Source organism: Curtobacterium sp. ABR8 (genome assembly GCF_057812125.1).
This window is the reverse complement of the sequence record NZ_CM173818.1, coordinates 554516-574200: the sequence shown is the minus strand read 5'-3', so window position 1 is coordinate 574200 and position 19685 is coordinate 554516. Positions and strand designations below refer to the sequence as shown.

16 protein-coding genes are annotated in these 19685 nt (G+C 70.8%); 5 read left to right on the top strand and 11 right to left on the bottom strand.

From position 1 onward, the window contains the following. Positions 1–63 precede the first annotated feature (63 nt). Genes ACXKZB_RS02835 through ACXKZB_RS02825 form a run of 3 tightly spaced genes read right to left on the bottom strand, consistent with a single transcriptional unit; the run spans position 64 to position 3111 of the window. On the bottom strand, positions 64–1188 hold the full coding sequence (locus tag ACXKZB_RS02835) for a glycosyltransferase (protein ID WP_488824622.1): 1125 nt from the start codon (positions 1186–1188) through the stop codon (positions 64–66). Then, positions 1166–1759 (bottom strand): arsenate reductase/protein-tyrosine-phosphatase family protein, encoded by a 594-nt coding sequence (locus ACXKZB_RS02830; protein ID WP_488824621.1) that lies wholly within the window; start codon positions 1757–1759, stop codon positions 1166–1168. Before ACXKZB_RS02830 ends, ACXKZB_RS02835 begins: the two co-directional genes overlap by 23 nt. After that, complete coding sequence (locus ACXKZB_RS02825) at positions 1756–3111, bottom strand: hypothetical protein (RefSeq protein WP_488824620.1); 1356 nt, start codon at positions 3109–3111, stop codon at positions 1756–1758. The genes ACXKZB_RS02830 and ACXKZB_RS02825 overlap by 4 nt, the downstream gene beginning before the upstream one ends. A 90-nt stretch (positions 3112–3201) precedes the next feature. Here ACXKZB_RS02825 and ACXKZB_RS02820 point away from each other — a divergent pair, with 90 nt between their 5' ends. From ACXKZB_RS02820 to ACXKZB_RS02810, 3 genes are read left to right on the top strand one after another with little or no spacing between them, the layout of a single operon-like run. Continuing rightward, positions 3202–4614, top strand: coding sequence for a tyrosine-protein kinase domain-containing protein (locus tag ACXKZB_RS02820; protein WP_488824619.1), 1413 nt, complete (start codon positions 3202–3204; stop codon positions 4612–4614). Then, entirely contained in the window at positions 4611–5690 is a 1080-nt protein-coding gene (locus tag ACXKZB_RS02815; protein WP_488824618.1) for a polysaccharide pyruvyl transferase family protein, read from the top strand. Before ACXKZB_RS02820 ends, ACXKZB_RS02815 begins: the two co-directional genes overlap by 4 nt. Next, positions 5687–6604, top strand: a complete 918-nt coding sequence (locus tag ACXKZB_RS02810; protein ID WP_488824617.1) for a glycosyltransferase family 2 protein — start codon at positions 5687–5689, stop codon at positions 6602–6604. The genes ACXKZB_RS02815 and ACXKZB_RS02810 overlap by 4 nt, the downstream gene beginning before the upstream one ends. Before the next feature lie 52 nt (positions 6605–6656). On the opposite strand, the gene ACXKZB_RS02805 is transcribed toward ACXKZB_RS02810, so the two are convergent. Beyond that, positions 6657–8264: a GH39 family glycosyl hydrolase gene (locus tag ACXKZB_RS02805; protein ID WP_488824616.1), complete on the bottom strand. Its 1608-nt coding sequence runs from the start codon at positions 8262–8264 to the stop codon at positions 6657–6659. A 186-nt stretch (positions 8265–8450) separates the two neighbouring features. On the opposite strand from ACXKZB_RS02805, the gene ACXKZB_RS02800 reads away from it, so the two are divergent. Together ACXKZB_RS02800 and ACXKZB_RS02795 are read left to right on the top strand one after the other, a co-directional pair. Next, positions 8451–9506, top strand: coding sequence for an acyltransferase family protein (locus tag ACXKZB_RS02800; RefSeq protein WP_488824615.1), 1056 nt, complete (start codon positions 8451–8453; stop codon positions 9504–9506). 9 nt (positions 9507–9515) lie between these two features. After that, positions 9516–10715, top strand: coding sequence for an ankyrin repeat domain-containing protein (locus tag ACXKZB_RS02795; protein WP_488824614.1), 1200 nt, complete (start codon positions 9516–9518; stop codon positions 10713–10715). Positions 10716–10728: 13 nt separating this feature from the next. Here ACXKZB_RS02795 and ACXKZB_RS02790 read toward each other — a convergent pair whose 3' ends face one another. The 7 genes from ACXKZB_RS02790 to ACXKZB_RS02760 form a co-directional block, all read right to left on the bottom strand. Continuing rightward, positions 10729–11919: a glycoside hydrolase family 1 protein gene (locus ACXKZB_RS02790; RefSeq protein ID WP_488825945.1), complete on the bottom strand. Its 1191-nt coding sequence runs from the start codon at positions 11917–11919 to the stop codon at positions 10729–10731. Between the two features lie 28 nt (positions 11920–11947). Next, a complete protein-coding gene (locus ACXKZB_RS02785) occupies positions 11948–12817 on the bottom strand; it encodes an alpha/beta fold hydrolase (protein ID WP_488824613.1) in 870 nt (289 codons plus the stop codon). Next, on the bottom strand, positions 12814–14568 hold the full coding sequence (locus ACXKZB_RS02780) for an ABC transporter ATP-binding protein (protein WP_488824612.1): 1755 nt from the start codon (positions 14566–14568) through the stop codon (positions 12814–12816). The genes ACXKZB_RS02785 and ACXKZB_RS02780 overlap by 4 nt, the downstream gene beginning before the upstream one ends. After that, on the bottom strand, positions 14561–15514 hold the full coding sequence (locus ACXKZB_RS02775) for an ABC transporter permease (protein ID WP_488824611.1): 954 nt from the start codon (positions 15512–15514) through the stop codon (positions 14561–14563). Before ACXKZB_RS02775 ends, ACXKZB_RS02780 begins: the two co-directional genes overlap by 8 nt. Further along, entirely contained in the window at positions 15511–16491 is a 981-nt protein-coding gene (locus ACXKZB_RS02770) for an ABC transporter permease (RefSeq protein WP_123310534.1), read from the bottom strand. The genes ACXKZB_RS02775 and ACXKZB_RS02770 overlap by 4 nt, the downstream gene beginning before the upstream one ends. Further along, positions 16488–18206: an ABC transporter substrate-binding protein gene (locus tag ACXKZB_RS02765; protein WP_488824610.1), complete on the bottom strand. Its 1719-nt coding sequence runs from the start codon at positions 18204–18206 to the stop codon at positions 16488–16490. The genes ACXKZB_RS02770 and ACXKZB_RS02765 overlap by 4 nt, the downstream gene beginning before the upstream one ends. Positions 18207–18461: 255 nt before the next feature. Beyond that, positions 18462–19523 (bottom strand): LacI family DNA-binding transcriptional regulator, encoded by a 1062-nt coding sequence (locus tag ACXKZB_RS02760; protein WP_488824609.1) that lies wholly within the window; start codon positions 19521–19523, stop codon positions 18462–18464. Positions 19524–19685: the final 162 nt, after the last annotated feature.

Here is a 19685-nt window from a genome sequence, read left to right as displayed (position 1 = left end):
TTCGTGCGTCGCCCCGTCAGCCGATCTGCGGAACCCGTGCCGGGCCTCCTGGCCGCTGCGCCGTCACACGCGCGACGCGCTGCGGATACCCGTCCACGCGGCGATCTCGCGCTGGAAGCGCGCCGTCGAGAAGGCCTCGGAGCGCCGTCGGCACGCGGAAGGGTCGAGCCCGGCCGCCGCGTCGACGGCCCATCGCAGGCTGGCGTCCGCGAAGTCGTCGAGCACGATGCCACTGCGGCCGGGCTCGACGGAGTCGCACGCGCCACCTGCGGCGTTCACGACGACCGGGGTGCCGACCGCCATGGCCTCGACGGGCATGATCCCGAAGTCCTCGACCGGCGGGAAGACGTAGACGGCGGCGCGCTGCAGCAGGGCGGCGAGGAGTGCGTCCGACGGACGGACGACGAACCGGACATCCGCACCGGACGACTGCGCGAGGTCCTGCAGTCGCTCGAGGTCGGGCCCGTCGCCCGCGAGCACCACCGGACGCCCCGACGCGCGACCAGCCTCGATGACGAGGTCGAGCCGCTTGTAGGGCACGAACCGCGAAGCGCCGAGCACGAAGCCCACCGGCAGGGTTTCGAGCACGGCCCGATCACAGTCGCCCAGCACGTCCGACCAGTCGTCGACGGCGGTGAGTCGTTCGACACCGACCGGCGGGTGGATGACCACCGAGTCGACGCCCCAGCTGTCGCGGATGCGCTGCTGCACGAACCGGCTGTTCGCAGCGACGTTGCGCAGACCGCGAGCGCGACCGCGGTCGACCGCCCGGAGGATCGGCCCTGCGATGCTCGCGGCGGCCGACGCGCCACGAGCGTCCAGCTCCGGGTTCCAGAGGTACCGGGCCGGGGTGTGGACGTAGGTGAACTGCTGCGCCGGGTCGACGCCAGGGACGCGGGCCTGGTGCGCGAACAGGTGCGAGCTGACGAGGGCCCAGTCGTACTCGTCCAGGTGCCGGAGGCCGTGTGACCAGAGTGCCGGCAGGAACGGGACGGCCAGCGCTTTCCGACCCCGGAGCGCCGTCCCTGCGATCGCGCTCTCGATCACCCGGCGGCCGACGTATCGGTCCGGGGCGTCGTTCCAGAGCCCGAAGAGGTCGGCGTCGGGGTACTCGTCCGCCATCGCGTCGAGGACCCGCTCGGCGCCACCGACGGCCTCGATCCACTCATGCACCAACAGTCCGCGCATGGTCCGCTCCTTCCGTTGCTCGCTCGGCACAGGCGACGAGGACGGCGATCGCTTCGTTCGCCAGCTCGCACATGCGCTCGTGGTCGGCCGCGTCGCCACGGACCGGATCGGTGATGTCGTCGTCTGCGGGCTCGGCCGGGGCGGTGGCGAGCCGCGATCGCGCGACGAGGCGCGGGAAGTCGTCCCAGAAGCCCGGGTGGACCTCGTTCTGCACCAGCAGGGGGCGAGCGAGGCGAGCGAACTCGCGGAGGGTGAACGTGCGTCGGAGCAACGCCGGCGCGAGGTCGAGGACGGCGGCGCGGTGCTCGCGCTCGAGGGTGAGCACGAGCGCGTGGTCGGTGAGCACGGCTGCGGTCAGCGGTGTCGCGGCGAAGCCCTCGGGATCGCCACCCCCGCACCGAACGGCATCTGCGGAGCGCGGGAACATCGTGCTGTCGGCCACCGCGGCGGTGCCGGCACTCGACACGCTGAACCGGCCAGGTGCGACGGCATCGAGGCGTGCCCGCAGCACACGTTCGACGTACGGGGAACGGCAGACGTTCCCCTCGCAGACGATGAGGATGGCGGTCACGGTCGGACTCCTGACGAGACGAGGGCGGGTGTGGTCGTGGTCGGAGCGCCCGGTGGGATCCGGATGGGCACGGGGGCCGAGTGCTCCCGGTGCCTGGTCCAGGTCGGCACGGCGCAGGCCGCGACCAGTACCCAGAGGATCGGCGTCGAGAAGTCCGGCGTGCCGACGAACTTGGCGACCACCAGGGCCCCGAGTGCGACAGCGGGCGCGACCGTGGCCGGGGTGCGGATCGCGGTGACGAGCACCCCGGACACCATCACGGCGAAGGCCGCTGCTCCGGGGATGCCGACCGTGGAGAGGAGCGACATGCCGAACGACGACGGGCGGTTGCTGCCGAGCCCCGCCCCCATCCCGAGCGTGTCGGACAGGACGCCCCAGCTGAACGCGTCCGCGCCGGTCCGGGAGTCGTAGGACTTGCTGTCCACCTTCTCGGCCACGAGCTCCTGGATCGGAGCCAGCAGGTGGTCACCGGCGACGAGGGCCACGACGGCGGCCGTGAGCGTGCCGATCACGAGCCACGGGGTACCGACACCGCCCCGGAGGACGTACCGGACGGCGAGCACGACGACGCCGAGGCCGATGACCACGGCGGACGCGACCACGGCGGTCCCCGACGATGCCTGCAGGAGGTTGGAGCACGCCAGGGCGCACGCGACGGACCACAGGAAGCGCGACCGGCCCCGGGCACGGAGCGCCGCCACGACGAAGAACGCGGCCGCGGGCAGCGAGAACGCCGCGAGCTCGCTGGGCTCGCTGAACACACCGCGCAGTCGGTCGTCCGGCGTGGTCCAGGCGTAGGCGACGTTCGGCAGCGTGTCGAAGACCGGCGCGAGGACGTCTGCGCGCACCGCGAGCAGGAGTCCGCGGACGGTCGTCAGGACCGTGCCCACGGTCAGCGCGACCCCGGCCGCGACGACGGCACCGCGGACCCGCACGAGGTAGAGCGCTGCGCACGCCGCCAGCAGCAGGTACCCGAGCTGCGCGCCGTTGCTGACCGAGTACGCGAGCACTCCGGGATCCGCCACCTGACGGTCGACCCCACCGCGGGCGACGAGCACACGGGTGCCGGCGAAGAGCCACGGTGCGAGTGCTGTGACGATCGTGGCCCAGGCGACGAAGACCGCGAACGCGTTCGCGCTCCAGTGCGCGGTCCCGAGGCGCGGAGTGCTGAGCAGCGCGACGGCCGACGCCGCGGCGGCCACGGTGAAGAGCGGAACGCCGTTGCCGCCGACGACGACACCCGCTGAGTACGGCAGCCCTGCCGCCACACCGATGACGACCGGCAGCCACTCCCGGCGGATCGACAGGGCGACACCGAGCGCTGCGACGAGCGCGGTCCCGAGCACGGTCATGAAGCGCCTTTCACATCGCAGTTGTTTTGATATTTCAGATTGAGTACGATCGAGTATCACACATCGGGCAGCACGAAGGAAAGGTCCTGGATGACGCTCGCGCAGTTCATCGACGTGCTCCGGCACCGCTGGCTCTCGATCGCGGCCGTGCTGGTGCTGGCCACCGGGGTCGCCGCTGCCGGGTCCGCCGTCCAACCCCCGCAGTACCGCGCGACGAGCGAGGTGTTCGTGTCCGTCGCCGGCGGCGCCTCGGTCGCCGACCTCAGCCAGGGCAACACCTTCTCGGCGGCGCGGGTCAAGTCGTACGAGGCGCTGGCCGTCACTCCGCAGGTCCTCGGGCAGGCGGCGAAACAGCTCGGACTCCCCCCGGGCTCCGGGCTGGGCCGGGTGGTCACGGCCGAGTCGAAGCGTGACACCGTGCTCATCTCGATCAGCGCGACCGACTCGTCCCCGACGCAGGCCGCGGCGATCGCCAACGCCGTGACCGACCAGCTCGTGAAGGTCGTCGACCGGGTCGAGCGGTCCGCGTCGTCGGCGAGCGATCTCGTGCACCTCAGCGTCTTCCAGCGCGCGACCGCACCGAGCGCGCCGTTCGCACCGCGGCTCGCGGTGAACCTCGCCATCGGCGTCCTCGCCGGACTCGCGCTCGGCGTCGCACAGGCCGTGCTGCGTGAAGTCCTCGACACCCGGCTCCGCTCGTTCGAGGCGCTCCGACGACTCACCGACGCGAGCGTCCTCGGCGAGTTCGCGGTGGACGAGACGATCGCGAAGCAGCCGCTCGTCTCCGTGGACAACCGCTACAGCACGCGTGCAGAGGCGTTCCGGCAGCTCCGGACGCACCTGACGTACACGAACCTCGACGGCGACGCGCAGAGCATCGTCGTCACGAGCTCGACCCCGGGTGAGGGCAAGTCGTCAACGGCCGTCAACCTGGCGCTCATGCTCGCGCAGAACGGCTCGAAGGTGATCCTCGTCGACGCCGACCTCCGACGCCCGACCACCGGGATCTACCTGGGGATCGAGAGTCGGGTCGGGCTCTCCACGGTGCTGACGCGTCAAGTCGATCTGGACGACGCCATCCAAGAAGTCGGGTCCGACAACCCGCTGCACGTCCTCGCCGCAGGCCGCGTCCCGCCGAACCCCAGCGAGCTCCTCAGCTCGAGCCGGATGGTCGCCCTCGTCCGCGACCTCGAGTCCCGCTACGAGTACGTGATCGTCGACGCGCCGCCGATGCTCCCGGTGACCGACCCGGCCGTGCTCGGTGCGATCTGCTCCGGCGTGCTGCTCGTGGTGAGCGTGAACGGCCAGACGAAGCGTGCCGACTTCACCGCGGCCGAGCGGACGGTGCAGCAGGTCGGCGCCCGGCTGCTCGGCCTCGTCGTCAACCGGCTCCCGGTGCAGCGGCGGGCGAAGACCTACTACAACTACGAGCCGTCCGCGCCGGTGAGCGAGAGCCCCCGCCGCGCTTCCCGAGCCCGCCTCTCCTCGAAGGACCCACTGTGACCCGATCCGACCGCCGTTCGCTCGTCTACCTGGGCTGGCAGGGGAACGCGAACTTCGGCGACGACCTGCTGCACGAGACCTGGCGCGCAGCCCTCGACGACCCGCTCGAGGTCGAGGCCCCGTTGAACACCCGCGACTACCTCCGCGGGGCGGCGCGCTTCGGTCGCGATCGGCTGCGGATGCTCCGGTCCGAGCGCGTGGTCCTGATCGGCGGCGGTACCACCGTCGGGTTCGCGGCCTGGGCGCACCACGCGCGACGTGCGGTCCGGAACTACGGCGCGGCAGGGATCATCGGCGTCGGTCTCGGGACCGCAGCGAGCTCGGACGCACACTCGCTCGGCGGCCACCGCCAGCACTGGGACGCCTGGCGCGACCTGGACTGCCTGCGCATCGCCGGCGTCCGCGGCCCGATCACCGAGGACCAGGTCACGACGCACCTCGGTCCGGTCTCGGTCAGCGGCGATCCGGCGCTCCTCTACCCGCTCGTCCGGCCGGTGCAGCCCGCCGGCGCCCCCGGCGAGCGCCGGATCGGCGTGAGCCTCGGGTCGGACCCGACCTCGCGGTTCGACCTCGAGACCGTGGCCGCCGCGGTGGACGCGCACGCGCGTGCCACCGGAGCCGACCAGGTGGTGGTGTTCGCCCTGTCCCTCCCCGACCGGGCAGTCGCACGAACGCTGTCCGAGCGACTCCGGACCCCGTCGGTCGTCCACGAGTACACCGACGTCGCCGAGACGATGTCGGTGATCGCGGGCTGCGACCTCGTCGTCTCCGAGCGTCTGCACGGTGCCGTCGCTGCGGTCGCGCTCGACGTCCCCACCGTGCCGCTGTCGTACGCCTCGAAGTGCGACGACTTCTGGGCCAGCCTGACCGGCCACCCGGCACCGATCACCGTGGGGCACACCGCGGACGACCTGGCGCTCGCCATGCACGACGCGGACAGGGCCCTGGCGGAAGCCCGCGGAGCCGTGTCCGCACAGCAGGAACGGCTCGAGGGCGTCCGGCGCGAGCTGCTGGCCTGGAAGCGTGGTCTGCGTTCCACCGCTGATCTGCTGTTCCCGGACGGGGTGCCGGCATGACCCTCGCAACGGAGAAAGCCCACCGGTTCCACCTGGTCATCTCGACGATCCGCCCACCCGAGCACATCGAACGGTGCCTCGAGTCCATCCGCCGCGCGAGCGTGCCCGTCTTCGTGACGGTCGTGGAACAGCGCCCCGAACCGGATGCGCTCCCGTTCCTGCAGGACCTCGTCGACGCCGGCCACGCCGAACACGTCCACGAGCCGGTGGTCCGCGGTGTGAGTCGCGGGCGCAACCGAGGGCTCGCGGTGCTGCGGGGGGACATCGTCGCGTTCCCCGACGACGACTGCTGGTTCGACGACGGCGTGCTCGAGCTGCTCTCCGAGCGCTTCGACGAGCAACACCTCGACGGCGCTGCGATCCCCTGCCGTGCCGCCGACGACAGCGGCACCATGCTCCGCTGGCAGCGCCGTCCGAGCAGGGTGACGAGCTGGCGTGTCCCGCGGACGATCGTCGCGGCTGGCATCTTCCTGCGACGGGAGCTGATCGAGCAGAACGGGGTGTTCGACGTCGCGCTCGGCACCGGTTCGGCAACCCCGTTCGGCTCCGGGGAGGAGAACGATCTCGTCATCCGGGCACTCCGGAACGGCGCACGGATCCACTACATGCCGGACACGACGGTCCGCCACGGCGACTTCCGCCTCGACGGCATGACGGACGAGACCCTGGCGAAGGTCCTGCGGTACAACCGTGGTTTCGGGCGGGTCCTCCGGAAGCACGGGCTCCGCGGACAGGCCGCGTACTGGATCGCACGGTCGGTGGCTGCCGTGTTCGTGGCCCGGGTGCGACGAGACCGCGATGGTCTGCGGTTCCAGCGGGCACAGCTCCGTGGGCGATGGCAAGGCTGGCACGGACTCGACGACCACGGCGTCCGGCACCCGTTCGACCCGACCACGACTCCGCGCGTCGCCTGACCCGACGTGCGGGACGACAGCCCCGCCGGAGTCCCGGCGGGGCTGTTCGGGGTTACTCGTCCCAGACGACGAAGCGCGGGATCCACTTGGCGGACATGTCGAGCTTGCCGCCGGACCCGGTGATCGGCCGCTCCGATCCGGTGGGCTCCACGAGCCGCCCGGTCCCCCGGAGCGAGACCCGGACGGACGTCGACCCGGACTGCGACGACGACTGCCAGACGATACGGGTGTGGTGCTTGCCGTCGGGCGAGGTGAACCGCATGTGCCGCACGGCACCGGACCGGTGCTCCGCCACGAACCGCTTGCCGGCCAGGACGCGTTGCGTGGTCGCCCAACCGGCGGCCGAGGTCTTCGGTTCGTACCCACTGGCCGGGGTGCCGGTCAGCCCGAAGGTCCGGGCGAGGCCGTTCGGGTCGGCGAGTGTGGGTTCGGCCATCTCGAACAGGTACAGCCGTTCGACGCCGTACCGCGCTGCGATGCCGTAGGTGCGCAGGATGTACGCGGTCTGGTCCTCGGGTTGGACCCACCCGGCACCACCGAACCGCGTCGGCCACCCGACCTCGGTGATCCAGATGGGCAGCGGCGTCCCGTCGGCGCGCGGGTGCAGGTCGGCCGTCTTCCGGAGCCACGCGAGTGCGTCCTCGATGCACGGACTGGTCTCGGCGCACGCCTCTGGCGCCCACGGGTTGCTGTACGGGTGCACGCTGACGGCGTCGACGTGGTCGGCCCCGCCGGCGGTGAACCAGTCGGCGAGCCAAGCACGCTCCTTCGCGGACACCGAGTTCTGGGTCGGTCCGACGATCGTGGCCGTGGGGTCGGCGTCCCGGATGACCGCTGCCGTGACGCTCGCGAGCGCGATGTACGCCGCCGGGGTGTCCGGGAGGGCTCCGTGGTTGTTCGTCCACTCGTTCCAGACCTCGTACGACAGGTCGGCGTCGGGGTGCCGCGCCCGCATGTGCGTGACGGTCTCGCGGACGTAGCGCTTCCATGCCGCGGCTTGGGCCGGCTTGGCCATGTCCGGCGGCACCATCGCCCCGCCGGTGTACGCGACGTGGCCGTAGTCGAGGACGAACAGCGGGCGGACGCCGCGATCGCGCACGATCGGGTCGATCCGGGCGTCGACGGCGGCGAAGTCGAAGGTCCCGGCGACCTTCTCGACGGCGCTCCACTGCAGGTCCTGCCGGTAGGTGCCGGCGCCGAGGGCATCGAGCGTGGGGAGCGCGCCCGACACCGGGTTGACGCCCAGGCCGAAGTACGGGTCCTGGGCCGCGGGACCGGCGAGGGTCCGGAGGAAGCGGTACGACGCGGTGGCGCCGCCCGGAGCGTTGACGGTGAGCCGGTAGGTGCCCGAGGGGAGGTCGCGCGCGGGATGCACCTCGACCGACTGGACGGCTGAGCGCCCGGAGCCCGACTCGACGATGGTCCCCGTGGTGTCGTTGATCTTCCAGGAGACGTCGGCGGCACGTTCGACACCTCCGATCGCGAAGCGGGGCTGTTGGTCCGGACCGAAGAGACCGCTGCCGCCGACCGGGCGGATCGTCGGGATGGCCGTCGGAGCCGCGGCGCGGGCGGCGCGGGGCTCCGTCGGATCCGAGAGGACGGCGACGAGCGCGACCCCGGCGATCGCGGCGGCTGCGAAGCCGCGGTGACGACGGGACACGCGAGCTCGCGCGGTGGTACCAGGGGGAGGTGCGGTGAGGTGCATCCGGCCAGCCTGCGACAGGTCCGGGCGTTCGGAGTAATCCTCGGTATTCATGGCAGATGCGAGGCCTACGAGCTATGCTCATGTGGAATACAACATGTGGACAACTGGCCTCCGAGACGGCGTTGGCCACAGTGTGGGGTCATGGCCACCCCGCGACCGACGTTCACCGGCGTCCAGGTGCTGCGGTTCGTCGCCGCGCTCCTGGTCGTCTGCTCCCACGTGCCGACCTACCTGCACGCGCGACTCGACACACCCCTGGCGGATGTGCCGACCGGGCAGATCGGCGTCACGGTGTTCTTCGCGATCAGCGGGTTTGTGGCCGTCGTGGTCACGCGACGCACTCCGCAGCCGACCGCGTGGGGCTTCCTGCGCCGTCGCCTGGTCAGGATCCTCCCGCTCGCGTGGGCCGTGATGACGGTGAAGCTGCTCATGATGGTGGTCGCTCCGGCGACCCTCGAGCGCACGTCGTCGTCCCCGACGTACATCGCGCTGTCGTACCTGTTCCTGCCGGGCCGCGGTCCGGACGCGGTCGTCGAGCCGTTCTACACGGTCACCTGGACGCTCTCGTTCGAACTGCTCTTCTACCTGGTCGTGACGATCGCCCTCGCCGCCCGCACCGACCCGTTCCGACTCGCCGTCGTCGTGTTCACCGGCCTGGCGGTCGCCTCGGCGTTCCGCGGGCCCGAGGGATGGCCGACGTGGCAGTTCCACGCCAACCGGTTCGTCCTCTGCTTCCTGGTCGGGATGGCCGTCGGGACCTGGGCGCTCGACCGGACCACCCGAGCGCTCCTGGTCCGGCTCGCAGCGATCATCGCGCTCTGGCTGGCCGTCGGCGCGGTGGCGGGGGCATCGCTCCCGGGCCTCGCACTGCTGCCGCTCGCCACGGTGGTCCTGCTGGTGACGGTGGCGAGCGAGCCCCTGCTGGGCCCTCGGGTCGGCCCGGTCGGACGCACGCTCGGTGACGCCTCGTACGCGCTCTACCTGACGCACCCCATCGTCGCTCCGGCCACGGTCGCCGTCGTCGCTGCGGGCGTCTCGGGCGCGGCAGCGCCGGTGGTCGCCACCATCGGAGCACTGGTCGCAGCGGTTGCAGCCTCGGTCGTGGTGTGGTGGACGATCGACCGCCCCGCCACCCGACTGCTGCAGCGCGGGCCCGCCGATCGGCGAGCCCGTGGGCGTCGGGTGTCCGCCGGGTAGTGTCGACCCGTGCGATGGAGTCGAGTGAACTGGCCGTCCGTGGGCTACGTCTCCCTCGAGGACTTCGACGGACAGCGGGAACACGTCGCCCGCGTGCTCGAGGACGCTCCCCCGGCCGTCGCCGCGCTCCTGACCGTCAAGTGGACCGACTCCCGCATCGCGCGCTGGGACGTCGAGCACCCGGACCTCGAGCACCCGGACGACGACGATGACGACGACACCGCGACGACCGTCGACCTGCCGGGCCACGGCGTTCCCGACCCCGTGGTCGTGCACACCGAGGTGATCGTCCGCAACGACGAGGTGCTCGACACACCCGACGGCCTGTGGCGTCGGTGGAACCACGCCAGGGTCACTCTCCGCCTTCGTGACGCGGTCGTCGATCCCCCGGGAACCGACCCCGCGGCGCTGCTCGCCGGGGACGCCCACGTGGTGCGCGGCGAGTTGGAGTACCTGCACGAGCTCGACCAGTGGGAGCTCCGTCTGCTCGTCTCCCCCGTCGGCGAGGTGGCGATCCGCTTCCGTGGCGTCCGGGTCGCGATCCGGAGCGTCCCCGAGTCCGTCTACACGGAGCTCGACGCGCGGCCGGCCCGTGGGTGGCACGGCCCGGTGCCCGACGGCTGGGTCGAGTACGCCACCGAGGTGGTGCGTGCCGCCGCGTACGGCGACCTGGGCGGGCTGCACCTGGCCGACGACGCGAGCGACGTCGACGACGTCGACCCGCGCTGGGGGTTCGCCCCGCTGCACGCCGCCGCGTGGTTCGACCGGCCCGAGATGCTCGAGGAGCTCCTCCACCGCGGTGCGTCGCTGCAGCTCACGGACGCCGAGGGGCGGACGCCGCTGACGCTGGCGATCGACCGCGACGCACGTCGGGCGATCGACGTGCTCGTCGCTGCGGGTGCCGACCTGGAGGCGCGGGACACCGACGGCAACCCGCCGATCGTCCGCGCCGCCTGGGGTGGCCACGCCGCGATCGTGCGGTCGCTCGCCGCCGCGGGCGCGGACACCAGGGCGCTCGGCTCACGGGGCGCGACCCTGCTGATCGCCGCGGTCGACTCCGGCGACCTGGACACCGTGCGGTCGGTGCTCGCACTCGACGTCGACGTGAACGCCGAGGACGACGAGGGCTCGACCGCCACCGCGCGCGCAGAACTGCTCCGCGACCGTGCGGTCGCGGAGCAGTTGGCGCACTACTACTCGGGCAGCTGATCGAGCGCGCGGGCTACTCCGCCGTCTCGAGGGCGTTCGCCTGTGCGACCTTCCCGTACCAGCGAGCCGAGTCCTTCGGTGTGCGCTCGAACGTCTCCGGGTCCCACGACACCAGGCCGAAGGTCGGTCGGAAGCCGGACGCCCACTCGTAGTTGTCGAGGAGCGACCAGTGCTGGTAGCCGAGGACCTCGATGCCGTCCTCGATGCAGCGGTGGATGCCCTCGAGGGCGCCCTGCGTGTACGCCTGCCGACGGGTGTCGTCGGCGGTGGCGATACCGTTCTCGGTGATCATCAGCGGGACGCCGCCGGAGAGCTCCCACGCGCTGCGCAGCCCGTCGGCTGAGGCCTCGGGGTAGAACTCCCAGCCGGTCAGGGTCGTCTCGACGTCGTCCGCCACGGGCAACGGACCGGAAGCGCCGATGAAGGTCCGGGTGTACGCCTGCACGCCGAGGAAGTCGTCGCCGGCAGCGTTCTCGAGGTACCAGTCGTCGCGCGGGTACCCGTACTCGCGGAGCATCGCGTCCGCGCCGGGCTCGCCGGTCGACGTGAAGGCCTGGGTCGCGACGGTCCACCCGGACTGGAGGCCCGACACCTGTCCCAGCACCTCGCGCGACCGCTTGTGGCTGGCCAGCAGGGCGTCGGCGACGCCGAGGTCCGGGTTCGGCAGGCCGTAGGCAACGAGGTTCGACGCGTCCTCGCCGCCGGCGAGCATCGCCGCGATGTTCGGCTCGTTGATCGTGCAGACGTACCGGACGCCGTCGGACACCACGGGGAGCGCCGCTTCCGTGTACCGGGCGAACAGGTCGGCGGCGTCAGGGGCGCGCCAGAAGCCGTCGCGCTCGAACCAGCGGGGCACCGTGAAGTGCATGAGCGTGACGATCGGCTCGATGCCGAACTCGTGGCAAGCGTCGACCATGCGGCGGTAGTGGTCGATCTCGGCACGGCTGACGAACCCGCGCTCCGGCTCGATGCGCGCCCACTCGATGCTGAAGCGGTACGAGTTCAGGCCGAGCTCGGCGGCGATCCGGATGTCGTCGCGGTAGCGGTGGTAGCTGTCCGCGGCGTCGCCGGAGGGTTCGACGATGGTGGTGTCCGGCTCGTGCTCGTGCACCCACCAGTTCGAGTTGATGTTGTTGCCCTCGATCTGGTGCGCGGCGGTGGCGGCGCCCCAGAGGAAGCCCTTCGGGAAGTCGAGCGTGGTGATGACGGGGTCCTTTCAGTGGGCGTTCGTGTCAGTGCTTGCTCATGAACGTGTCGAAGACGGCGACCGTCCCGAGCGGGTTCTCGACCTGGGGGCCGTGGTAGCTCTCGGCGATGACGGCGTACTCGGCGGCGAGCCGGTCCGCCATGTCCGCCTGCCACGGGATCGGCCATGCGCCGTCCCAGACGCCGTGCGCGACGAGGACCGGCAGCCCGGTCGCACGCAGAGCATCGGTGGTGTCGGCGCGGTCCTCGAGGATCGCCGCACCGGCGAGCACGCTGAGCACGCTCGTGTGGTCGAAGCGTTCGCGGACCATCCGGACGTCGTCGGGCAGCTCCGCGTCGGGACGGCCGGCCCAGAGCGGGTTCTGCGCGTCGAACAGCGCGCGGTTGGAGCACGTGTCGGCGACGATGGTCTTCTCGGCGGCCTTCCGGTGCTGCCAGCCGTGCGGGCCGGAGCAGAACATCGTCACGTCGCGGAACGACGTCGGGGACGCGATCGCCGCGGCGCGGACGATCACGCCGCCGAGCGAGTGGCCGATGAGGTGGACCGGGGCCCCGTCGTCGAGCAGACCGGCGACGCGGACGACGTCCGCGGCCTCGTGCTCGAGCGAGTAGGCCGTGCGGTCGTCCGGTGCCGCTGAGTCCGCCTGTCCGCGGCGACTGATCGCCACCGCCGACCACCCGGCGTCGCGGAGGATCGGCAGGAACGTCCGCCAGTCCTCCTTCGAGCCGGTGTATCCCGGGACGATGAGGACCGTGCCCTTCGAGGGGCCGGACGGCACGATCCGGTACGCGGTGAGCCGCCCGACCGGCAGGTCGATCCCGACGACGTCCACGCCGTCCGGCGTCGGCAGGTGGCCGAACGCCGGCACCGCCGGGAAGTCGTGGAGCGTGGTCACAGCCGCCCCTCCGCCAGCGTGCGACGGGGGTTCGGCACGGCGTCGAGGAGGGCGATCGTGTACGGGTCCTGCGGGTTCTGCAGCACCTCGGCCGTGTGCCCGCGCTCGACCACGGCACCCTCGTGGAGCACCATGATGTCGTCGGTGATGAGCCGCGCGCTGAGCAGGTCGTGCGTGATGTAGAGGAGCGAGACGCCCCACTGCTCGCGCAGGTCCTCGAGCAGGGCGAGCACGCCGGCGCGCAGGGTCACGTCGAGCATCGAGACCGGCTCGTCGGCGATGATCACCTGCGGGTCGGACGCGAGTGCCCTGGCGATGACGACGCGCTGCCGCTGTCCGCCGGAGAGCTGGTGCGGGAGCTTCTGCGCGAACTGCTCGACCGGGGTCAGCCCCACGGTCTCGAGGAGCTCGAGCACGCGGTGCCGCGCGTCCTTGCCCTTCAGGTCCGTGTAGTTCGCGATCGGGCGCGACAGCGTGTACTCCACGGTGTGCAGTGGGTTGAGCGCCGCGTACGGGTCCTGGAAGACCATCTGCACCTCGGACCGGAGGTCGCGCAGACCGCGCTTGCCCAGCCGCGCGACGTCGAGGTCGCCGAACCGGACGGTACCGGTCGTCGGCTTCTCGACCCCGGTCAGCAGCTTCGCGATCGTCGACTTGCCCGATCCGGACTGGCCGACCAGGGCGAGCGACTGCCCCGGTTCGAGCGTGAACGACACGTCGCGCACCGCCTGCACGGGCTGCTCGCCGCGGCGCGGAGCCGGGTACGTCTTCACGATGTTCGAGACGACGATCGGGTTCTTCGCCGCCGAGCGCTCACGCGAGCCGACGGTGCTGAACGACGACGTCGCCTCCTGCCGCTTCTCGCCCGACGTCGCACGCTGCGACCGGTCCGGGAACCCGGGCAGGGACACGACCTCGGCCCGCGGGTCGGCGTAGTGCGACAACAGCATCTGCGTGTACGCGTCCTGCGGGTTTCGCAGGAGCTCCCTCGAGCCGCCGTCCTCGACGATGCGGCCCTCGTGCATCACGAGCACGCGCTCGGTGGCCTCGAGCACGATGCCGAGGTCGTGGCTGATCAGGATGGCCGTGAAGCCCTCGGACTGCTGCAGCTCGATGATCGTGTCCATGACGGCGTGCTGCACGAGCACGTCGAGCGCCGTGGTCGGCTCGTCGAACACCATGAGCTGCGGTTCGAGCGACAACGCCAGGGCGATCGAGACGCGCTGCCGCATGCCGCCGGAGAGCTCCCCCGGGAACCGGGCGAGCATCGACGTCGGCAGCTTCACCTTCTCGATGAGCTCCTTCATCCGGGCGTCCCAGCGGTCGCGCGACACGTGGCCGTGCGCCTTGAAGATGTCGATGAAGTGGTTCCGGACGGTGCGCACCGGGTTCAGTGCGTTCATGCCGGACTGCAGCACCATGGCGAAACCGCCCTGGCGCTGCTGGCGGAGCGCTTCCTCGTCGAGGTCGCGGATGTCGTAGCCGTTGAAGACGATGCTGCCGCCGTTCGTGCGCGCCGGCGGCTTCTGCAGCCGTGTCAGCGCGTAGCCGAGCGTCGACTTGCCCGAACCGGACTCGCCGACCAGGCCGACGAACTCGCCCTTCCGAAGCTGGAACGACACGTGGTCGACCGCCTGGACGGCCGTCTGGCCGGCCGACTCGTAGACGACCGACAGGTCGCGGACGTCGAGCAGGACGTCCGCAGCCTGCGGGGCGGACCCGGGACGGGCCTCCAGGGTGGATTCAGGCATTCTTGGCTCCCTTGGGACGACGCGCGCCCTCGCGCAGCCGCGGGTTGGAGACGGCGTCGACGCCGAAGTTGATCAGGGTGAGGCTCATCGCGAGCAGCGCGATGCAGAGGCCGGGGGCGAAGAGCAGGATCCACTGGCCGGTGAGCAGTGCGTTGGAGTTCTGCGCCCAGTAGAGGATCGTGCCCCAGCTGACGATCGACGAGTCGCCGAGCCCGAGGAACTCGAGGCCGGCCTCGGCCAGGATCGCGCTCGTGGCCGCCCCGAAGAACGAGCCGACGATGAGCGAGGTCATGTTCGGCAGGATCTCGCGGAACACGATGCGGGTCGCGCCGTCACCGGAGAACTGCGCCGCCGTCACGAAGTCGCGGCCACGCAGGGACTGCGTCTGGCTCCGCAGGACGCGAGCGCCCCAGGCCCAGCCGGTGACGACGATCACCGCGATGATGACGGCGATCCCGCCGTTCTGCAGGTAGGCGGCGATGACGATCATCAGGGGCAGGCCCGGGATGACCAGGAACAGGTTCACGATGAACCCGATGACCTCGCCGATCCACCCGCGGACGTAGCCCCAGCTGAGGCCGATCGCGACGGCGACGAGCGTGGACAGGATGCCCGCGACCGCGCCGACCATCACGGAGATCCGTGCGCCGTAGATGATCTGGGACAGGACGTCCTCGCCGGCGGCGGTGGTGCCCATCCAGTGGTCGGCGGTCGCGTCGGCGGAGCGGGCGAACCCGTTCTGGCTGGCGCCGTACGGGGCCAGGAGCGGCGCGAAGATCGCGACCAGCACGAACACCCCGAGGATGATGATGCCGATCCGGGCCTTCGAGTTCGACCAGACGACGCCGAACTGGCGGGCGGCTGCACGGAGCTTGCTCGGGGCGTGCTGTTCTTCTTCTTGCGTGCGGACTGCGACTGTGGCGTCCGGAGTGGTGGTGTTGGTCATCGACGCGTCCTCGGGTCCAGGACGCCGTACATGACGTCCACGATGAAGTTGGCGATGAGCACCGACACGGTGATCATCAGGAAGAGGGCCTGCATGAGCGGGTAGTCCTGGCCGATGACGGCGTTGAACAGCAGGTAGCCGATGCCGGGGTAGCCGAAGACCTGCTCGACCAGCACCGACCCGCCGACCACGCCACCGAGTGCCAGACCGAAACCGGTCAGGTTCGGCAAGATCGCGTTGCGGGCCGCGTAGCGGATCGCCACGGTGCGGCCGCGGAGGCCGTTCGCCTCGGCGAACGTCACGTAGTCGTCACCGAGGGTGTTGATCATCGCGTTGCGCATGCCGATGATCCAGCCGCCGAGGCTCGTCACCAGGATCGTCACCGCGGGCAGCACCGCGTGCTGCAGGGCGTCGGCTGCGAACGCTCCGTTGAGCCCAGGGGTGGTGGTCGCCGAGTAGGCGCCCGTCGTCGGGAACCAGTGCAGCACGTAGCCGAGGAAGAACAGCAGGAGCAGGGCGGTCCAGAAGTACGGGAACGTCGACATGAACGAGCCCGACAGCGTCGGGAGCGAGTCGAGCCAGGTGCCGCGCTTCCACGCCGCCGCGACACCGATGAGGGTGCCGAGCACGAACGCGAGGATCGTGACGACGCCGACCAGGATCAGCGTGTACGGCAGAGCCTTCGCGACGAGGTCGCCGACGGGCTGCGGGTAGAACGTGTAGCTCGTGCCGAAGTCGAGGGTGATGACCTGGTGCAGGTAGCTGACGTACTGGTCCCACAGGTTGCCGGTGGGGACGCCGAGCTGGGCCTCGATGGCCTTCTTGGTGGCGTCGGTGACCGGACCGTTCTGGCTGAGCTTCGCGAGCGCGGCGTCGGCCGGGCTGCCGGGCATCAGGCGCGGGAGCAGGAAGTTCAGCGTGACCGCGGCCCAGAGGGTCAGGACGAACAGGACGAGTTTCTGCAGGATGTACTTCACTTCTGGTCCCCCTGCGCCTTCTGCTCCTGCAGGATCTGCTTGCCGGCCGCGCTGTCACGCAGCCGGAGCTTCGTGAAGATGAGCAGCGGCGCGGAGTCGTAGTTCTGCGGTGCCATGTACGGGTCCTTCGCGGTGGGCCACCCGACGAACTTGCCGGTGTTGAACAGGCCCCAGAGCCCGCCGTAGTACATGCCGATGACGGGCAGGTCGTCGTACACGATCTCCTGCAGCTGGTTCAGGATCTCCTGCTGCTTCGCGGGGTCCGTCGTCGCCTTGTACTCGTCGAGGAGCTTCTGGGTGTCGGCGTTCTTGTAGCGCTCGTAGTTGTTCACCGTCGACTTGCCGACCGGCTGGTAGAAGTCGCTGCTGAGCAGGGAGTTGAACGCCTGGTAGACGTCGCCGTTGCCCATGCCGCCCATCGCCATGTCGAAGGTGCCGTTGTTGATGTTCTGCTGGTAGCCAGCGGGCTGCGGGGCCTGGATCGTCACCTTGATGCCGATGGCCGTCAGGGACCGGCGGACCTCCTGCGCGGCCCGGAGCCAGTCCGAGTAGCCGTTCGCGGTCATGATGGTGATGGACAGCTGCTTGCCGTCCTTCATGATCTTGCCGCCCTGCTCGGTGTAGCCGGACTTCGCGAGTTCGCGCTTCGCGGCGTCGACGTCCTGCGTGATCATGCCCTGGTCGGGGATGTCCGGGTTGAGGTACTGCTCCTGGTTCGGCAGGATCAGGCCGGTCTGGCCCGCTGCGGACAGGTTGCCCTCGGACGCGGTCTCGGCGATGTCGTCACGGTTCAGCGCGAGCGAGATGCCCTTGCGGACGTTGACGTCGTTGTACGGCGCCTTCGTCAGGTTCGGGATGAGGCCGATCACACCGCCGGCCGGGAACCACCACTGGTTCGTCTTCGACGCGGCACCCCAGGTGCCCTTGACGTCGGAGATGAACGAGTACGCCCAGTCGTAACCACGCGTGACGGTGTCGAGCTGGGTGTTCGTCGCCGGCAGGATGAGGTGCTTGATGGCGATCTTGTCGGCTTGCCAGTACGTCGGGTTCTTGTTCATCGAGTACTGCTGGTCGGTGTAGTTCCCGAGCACGAACGGACCGGTGCCGACCGGGTTCGGGTCCCGCCACGTGGTCGGGTCCTTCACCCCGCCCCAGTGCTGCTCGCCGAGGATGTACGTCGCGCCGATGATGTTGAGGCTCGGGACGTCCTCGCTCTTGAGGTGGAAGACGACGTGGTCGCCGTCCTGCTCGATGCGCTCGATGTGCTGCCAGGCGCCCTTGACGTCCATGGCGGGGAACTTCTTCAGCAGGTCGAACGTGAAGACGACGTCCTTCGCCGAGAACGGCGAGCCGTCGGACCACTCGACGCCCTGGCGGATCGTCATGTCGATGGTCTTCGCGTCGGGCTGGCTCCACTTGCTGGCCAGCCACGGGGTGCCCTTGCCGTCGAGCGGGTTGATCTCGATGAGCGGCTCGTACATCCACTTGGAGGCCGTGCGGGCGTTCGCGATGTACGGGTTGAAGTTGCGGTCGAACAGCGGATTGCCGCGGTCCGCGTTGATGAGCATCGTGTCCTTGCCGATCGTGGGATCGGGTTCGGACCGGACCTGGATGCTGCAGCCCGTGGCCATGAGGGCCACTGCTGCGAGCCCGGCGATCGCCGCGACGAGTCGTCCGCGTCGTCGGGTGCCGTTGCGCTGTGGGGGAAGCGTCATTGCTCGGTCGACCTCCGTGTCGAATCGGTACTGGGTCAATGTATGCGCTTACATCGCGCAGCGCAACAAGGGAGTTTTGTGCGGGGGCGGCACGGTGCGCGTTCGGTCGTCGGGTGCGAGGCAAGTGGGCGCCGCACGGCGTGCGTGCCGTCGGCCGGTGCGAGATTGCCCGCTCCGTGCGCCGCTGCAAGCTGGCACCAGGCAAGCAACGGCGCACGGGATGAGCAAGGCGGCACGGTGCGGACTCAGCGCGCCCTACAACGTCGGCGGGCAGCTCTCGCGCAGCAGCACCTCGACCGGCAGCCGGACGGCACGCGGCGGCCCCTCGCGGCGGTCCAGCCGGTCGACGATCGCCCGCACCGCCGCACGCCCGAGCTCACCCATCGGCTGGTGCACCGTCGTGAGCCGCGGTGACGAGAACCGCCCGGCGTCGATGCCGTCGAACCCGGTGACGACGACGTCCTCGGGCACGCGGAGTCCCCGCGCGGCGGCGGCGTCGAGCACCCCGAGCGCCGACTGGTCGTTCGAGCAGACGACGGCCCGGGGCACGTCGGCGGCCAGCAGCGTCTCCGCCAGCTCCCGCGCCCGCGCCCGGCCGAAGTCGCCGTGCACCACCCGGACCGACGATGCCGGCACCCCGTGGTCCGCCAACGCGGCCCGGAAGCCCGTCGAGCGCTCCATGTCGTCCGGTGAGTCGATCGGACCCGCGACGTACGCGAGCGACCGGATGCCGAGCCGCCCGATCACGTGCGACGCGAGCGTCCGCATGCCGGCCGTGTTGTCGACGCTCACCGAGTCGAAGCCGTGCGACCGCCGGTCGTCGGCGAGCACCACGACCGGGATCCGACGGGCGACGTGCTCGAGCAGGTCGTCCGGGACGGTCTGTGCGAGCACGGCGAGGCCGTCCACCCGGCCGGCGACGTCGTTGACGATCACGTCGCGCGACGACCCCCGACCGGCGGCGACCATGAGGGCGAGGCCGCGCTGCCAGGCCTCGGTCTCGGCGCCGCGCAGGACCTCGTCGAAGTACAGGTTGGACGAGAACGGCTGCGTCACGTGCCGCCGGTCGTCGACCACGCGGACGCCGCCGTCGGTGACGAGGTCCGGCCGCTCGTCGGGCACCACGTCGAACCCGGGCAGCAGCAGCCCGACGACGCCGGTGCGCTTGCCGGCGAGGGCACGGGCGTTGCCGGAGGGGACGTAGCCGAGGCTGCGGATCGCCGCCTGGACGCGGTCCCGGGTGCCCTCGCGGACGGCGTCCGGCGTGCGGAGCACGCGCGAGACGGTCGCGATCGAGACGTTCGCGGCACTGGCCACGTCGTAGACCGTGGGAGGTGCGGTGCGCGGTGCAGCCAAGCCGTGCCTCCCGTCCGACGTCCGCTGGGTCGCACCGTTCCGGCGCGGCCGCACCATCCTAGGCATGCTCCTCCCCGGCACTTTTCCACATGTGACGCAGGGGCCTTGCGGCGACGGAAGCGA

Excerpts from the sequence above, each read along its gene's own strand:
- ACXKZB_RS02835 (WP_488824622.1), bottom strand. The coding sequence starts at position 1,188 with ATGCGCGGACTGTTGGTGCATGAGTGGATCGAGGCCGTCGGTGGCGCC.
- ACXKZB_RS02825 (WP_488824620.1), bottom strand. The coding sequence starts at position 3,111 with ATGACCGTGCTCGGGACCGCGCTCGTCGCAGCGCTCGGTGTCGCCCTG.
- ACXKZB_RS02820 (WP_488824619.1), top strand. The coding sequence starts at position 3,202 with ATGACGCTCGCGCAGTTCATCGACGTGCTCCGGCACCGCTGGCTCTCG.
- ACXKZB_RS02810 (WP_488824617.1), top strand. The coding sequence starts at position 5,687 with ATGACCCTCGCAACGGAGAAAGCCCACCGGTTCCACCTGGTCATCTCG.
- ACXKZB_RS02800 (WP_488824615.1), top strand. The coding sequence starts at position 8,451 with ATGGCCACCCCGCGACCGACGTTCACCGGCGTCCAGGTGCTGCGGTTC.
- ACXKZB_RS02780 (WP_488824612.1), bottom strand. The coding sequence starts at position 14,568 with ATGCCTGAATCCACCCTGGAGGCCCGTCCCGGGTCCGCCCCGCAGGCT.
- ACXKZB_RS02775 (WP_488824611.1), bottom strand. The coding sequence starts at position 15,514 with ATGACCAACACCACCACTCCGGACGCCACAGTCGCAGTCCGCACGCAA.
- ACXKZB_RS02765 (WP_488824610.1), bottom strand. The coding sequence starts at position 18,206 with ATGACGCTTCCCCCACAGCGCAACGGCACCCGACGACGCGGACGACTC.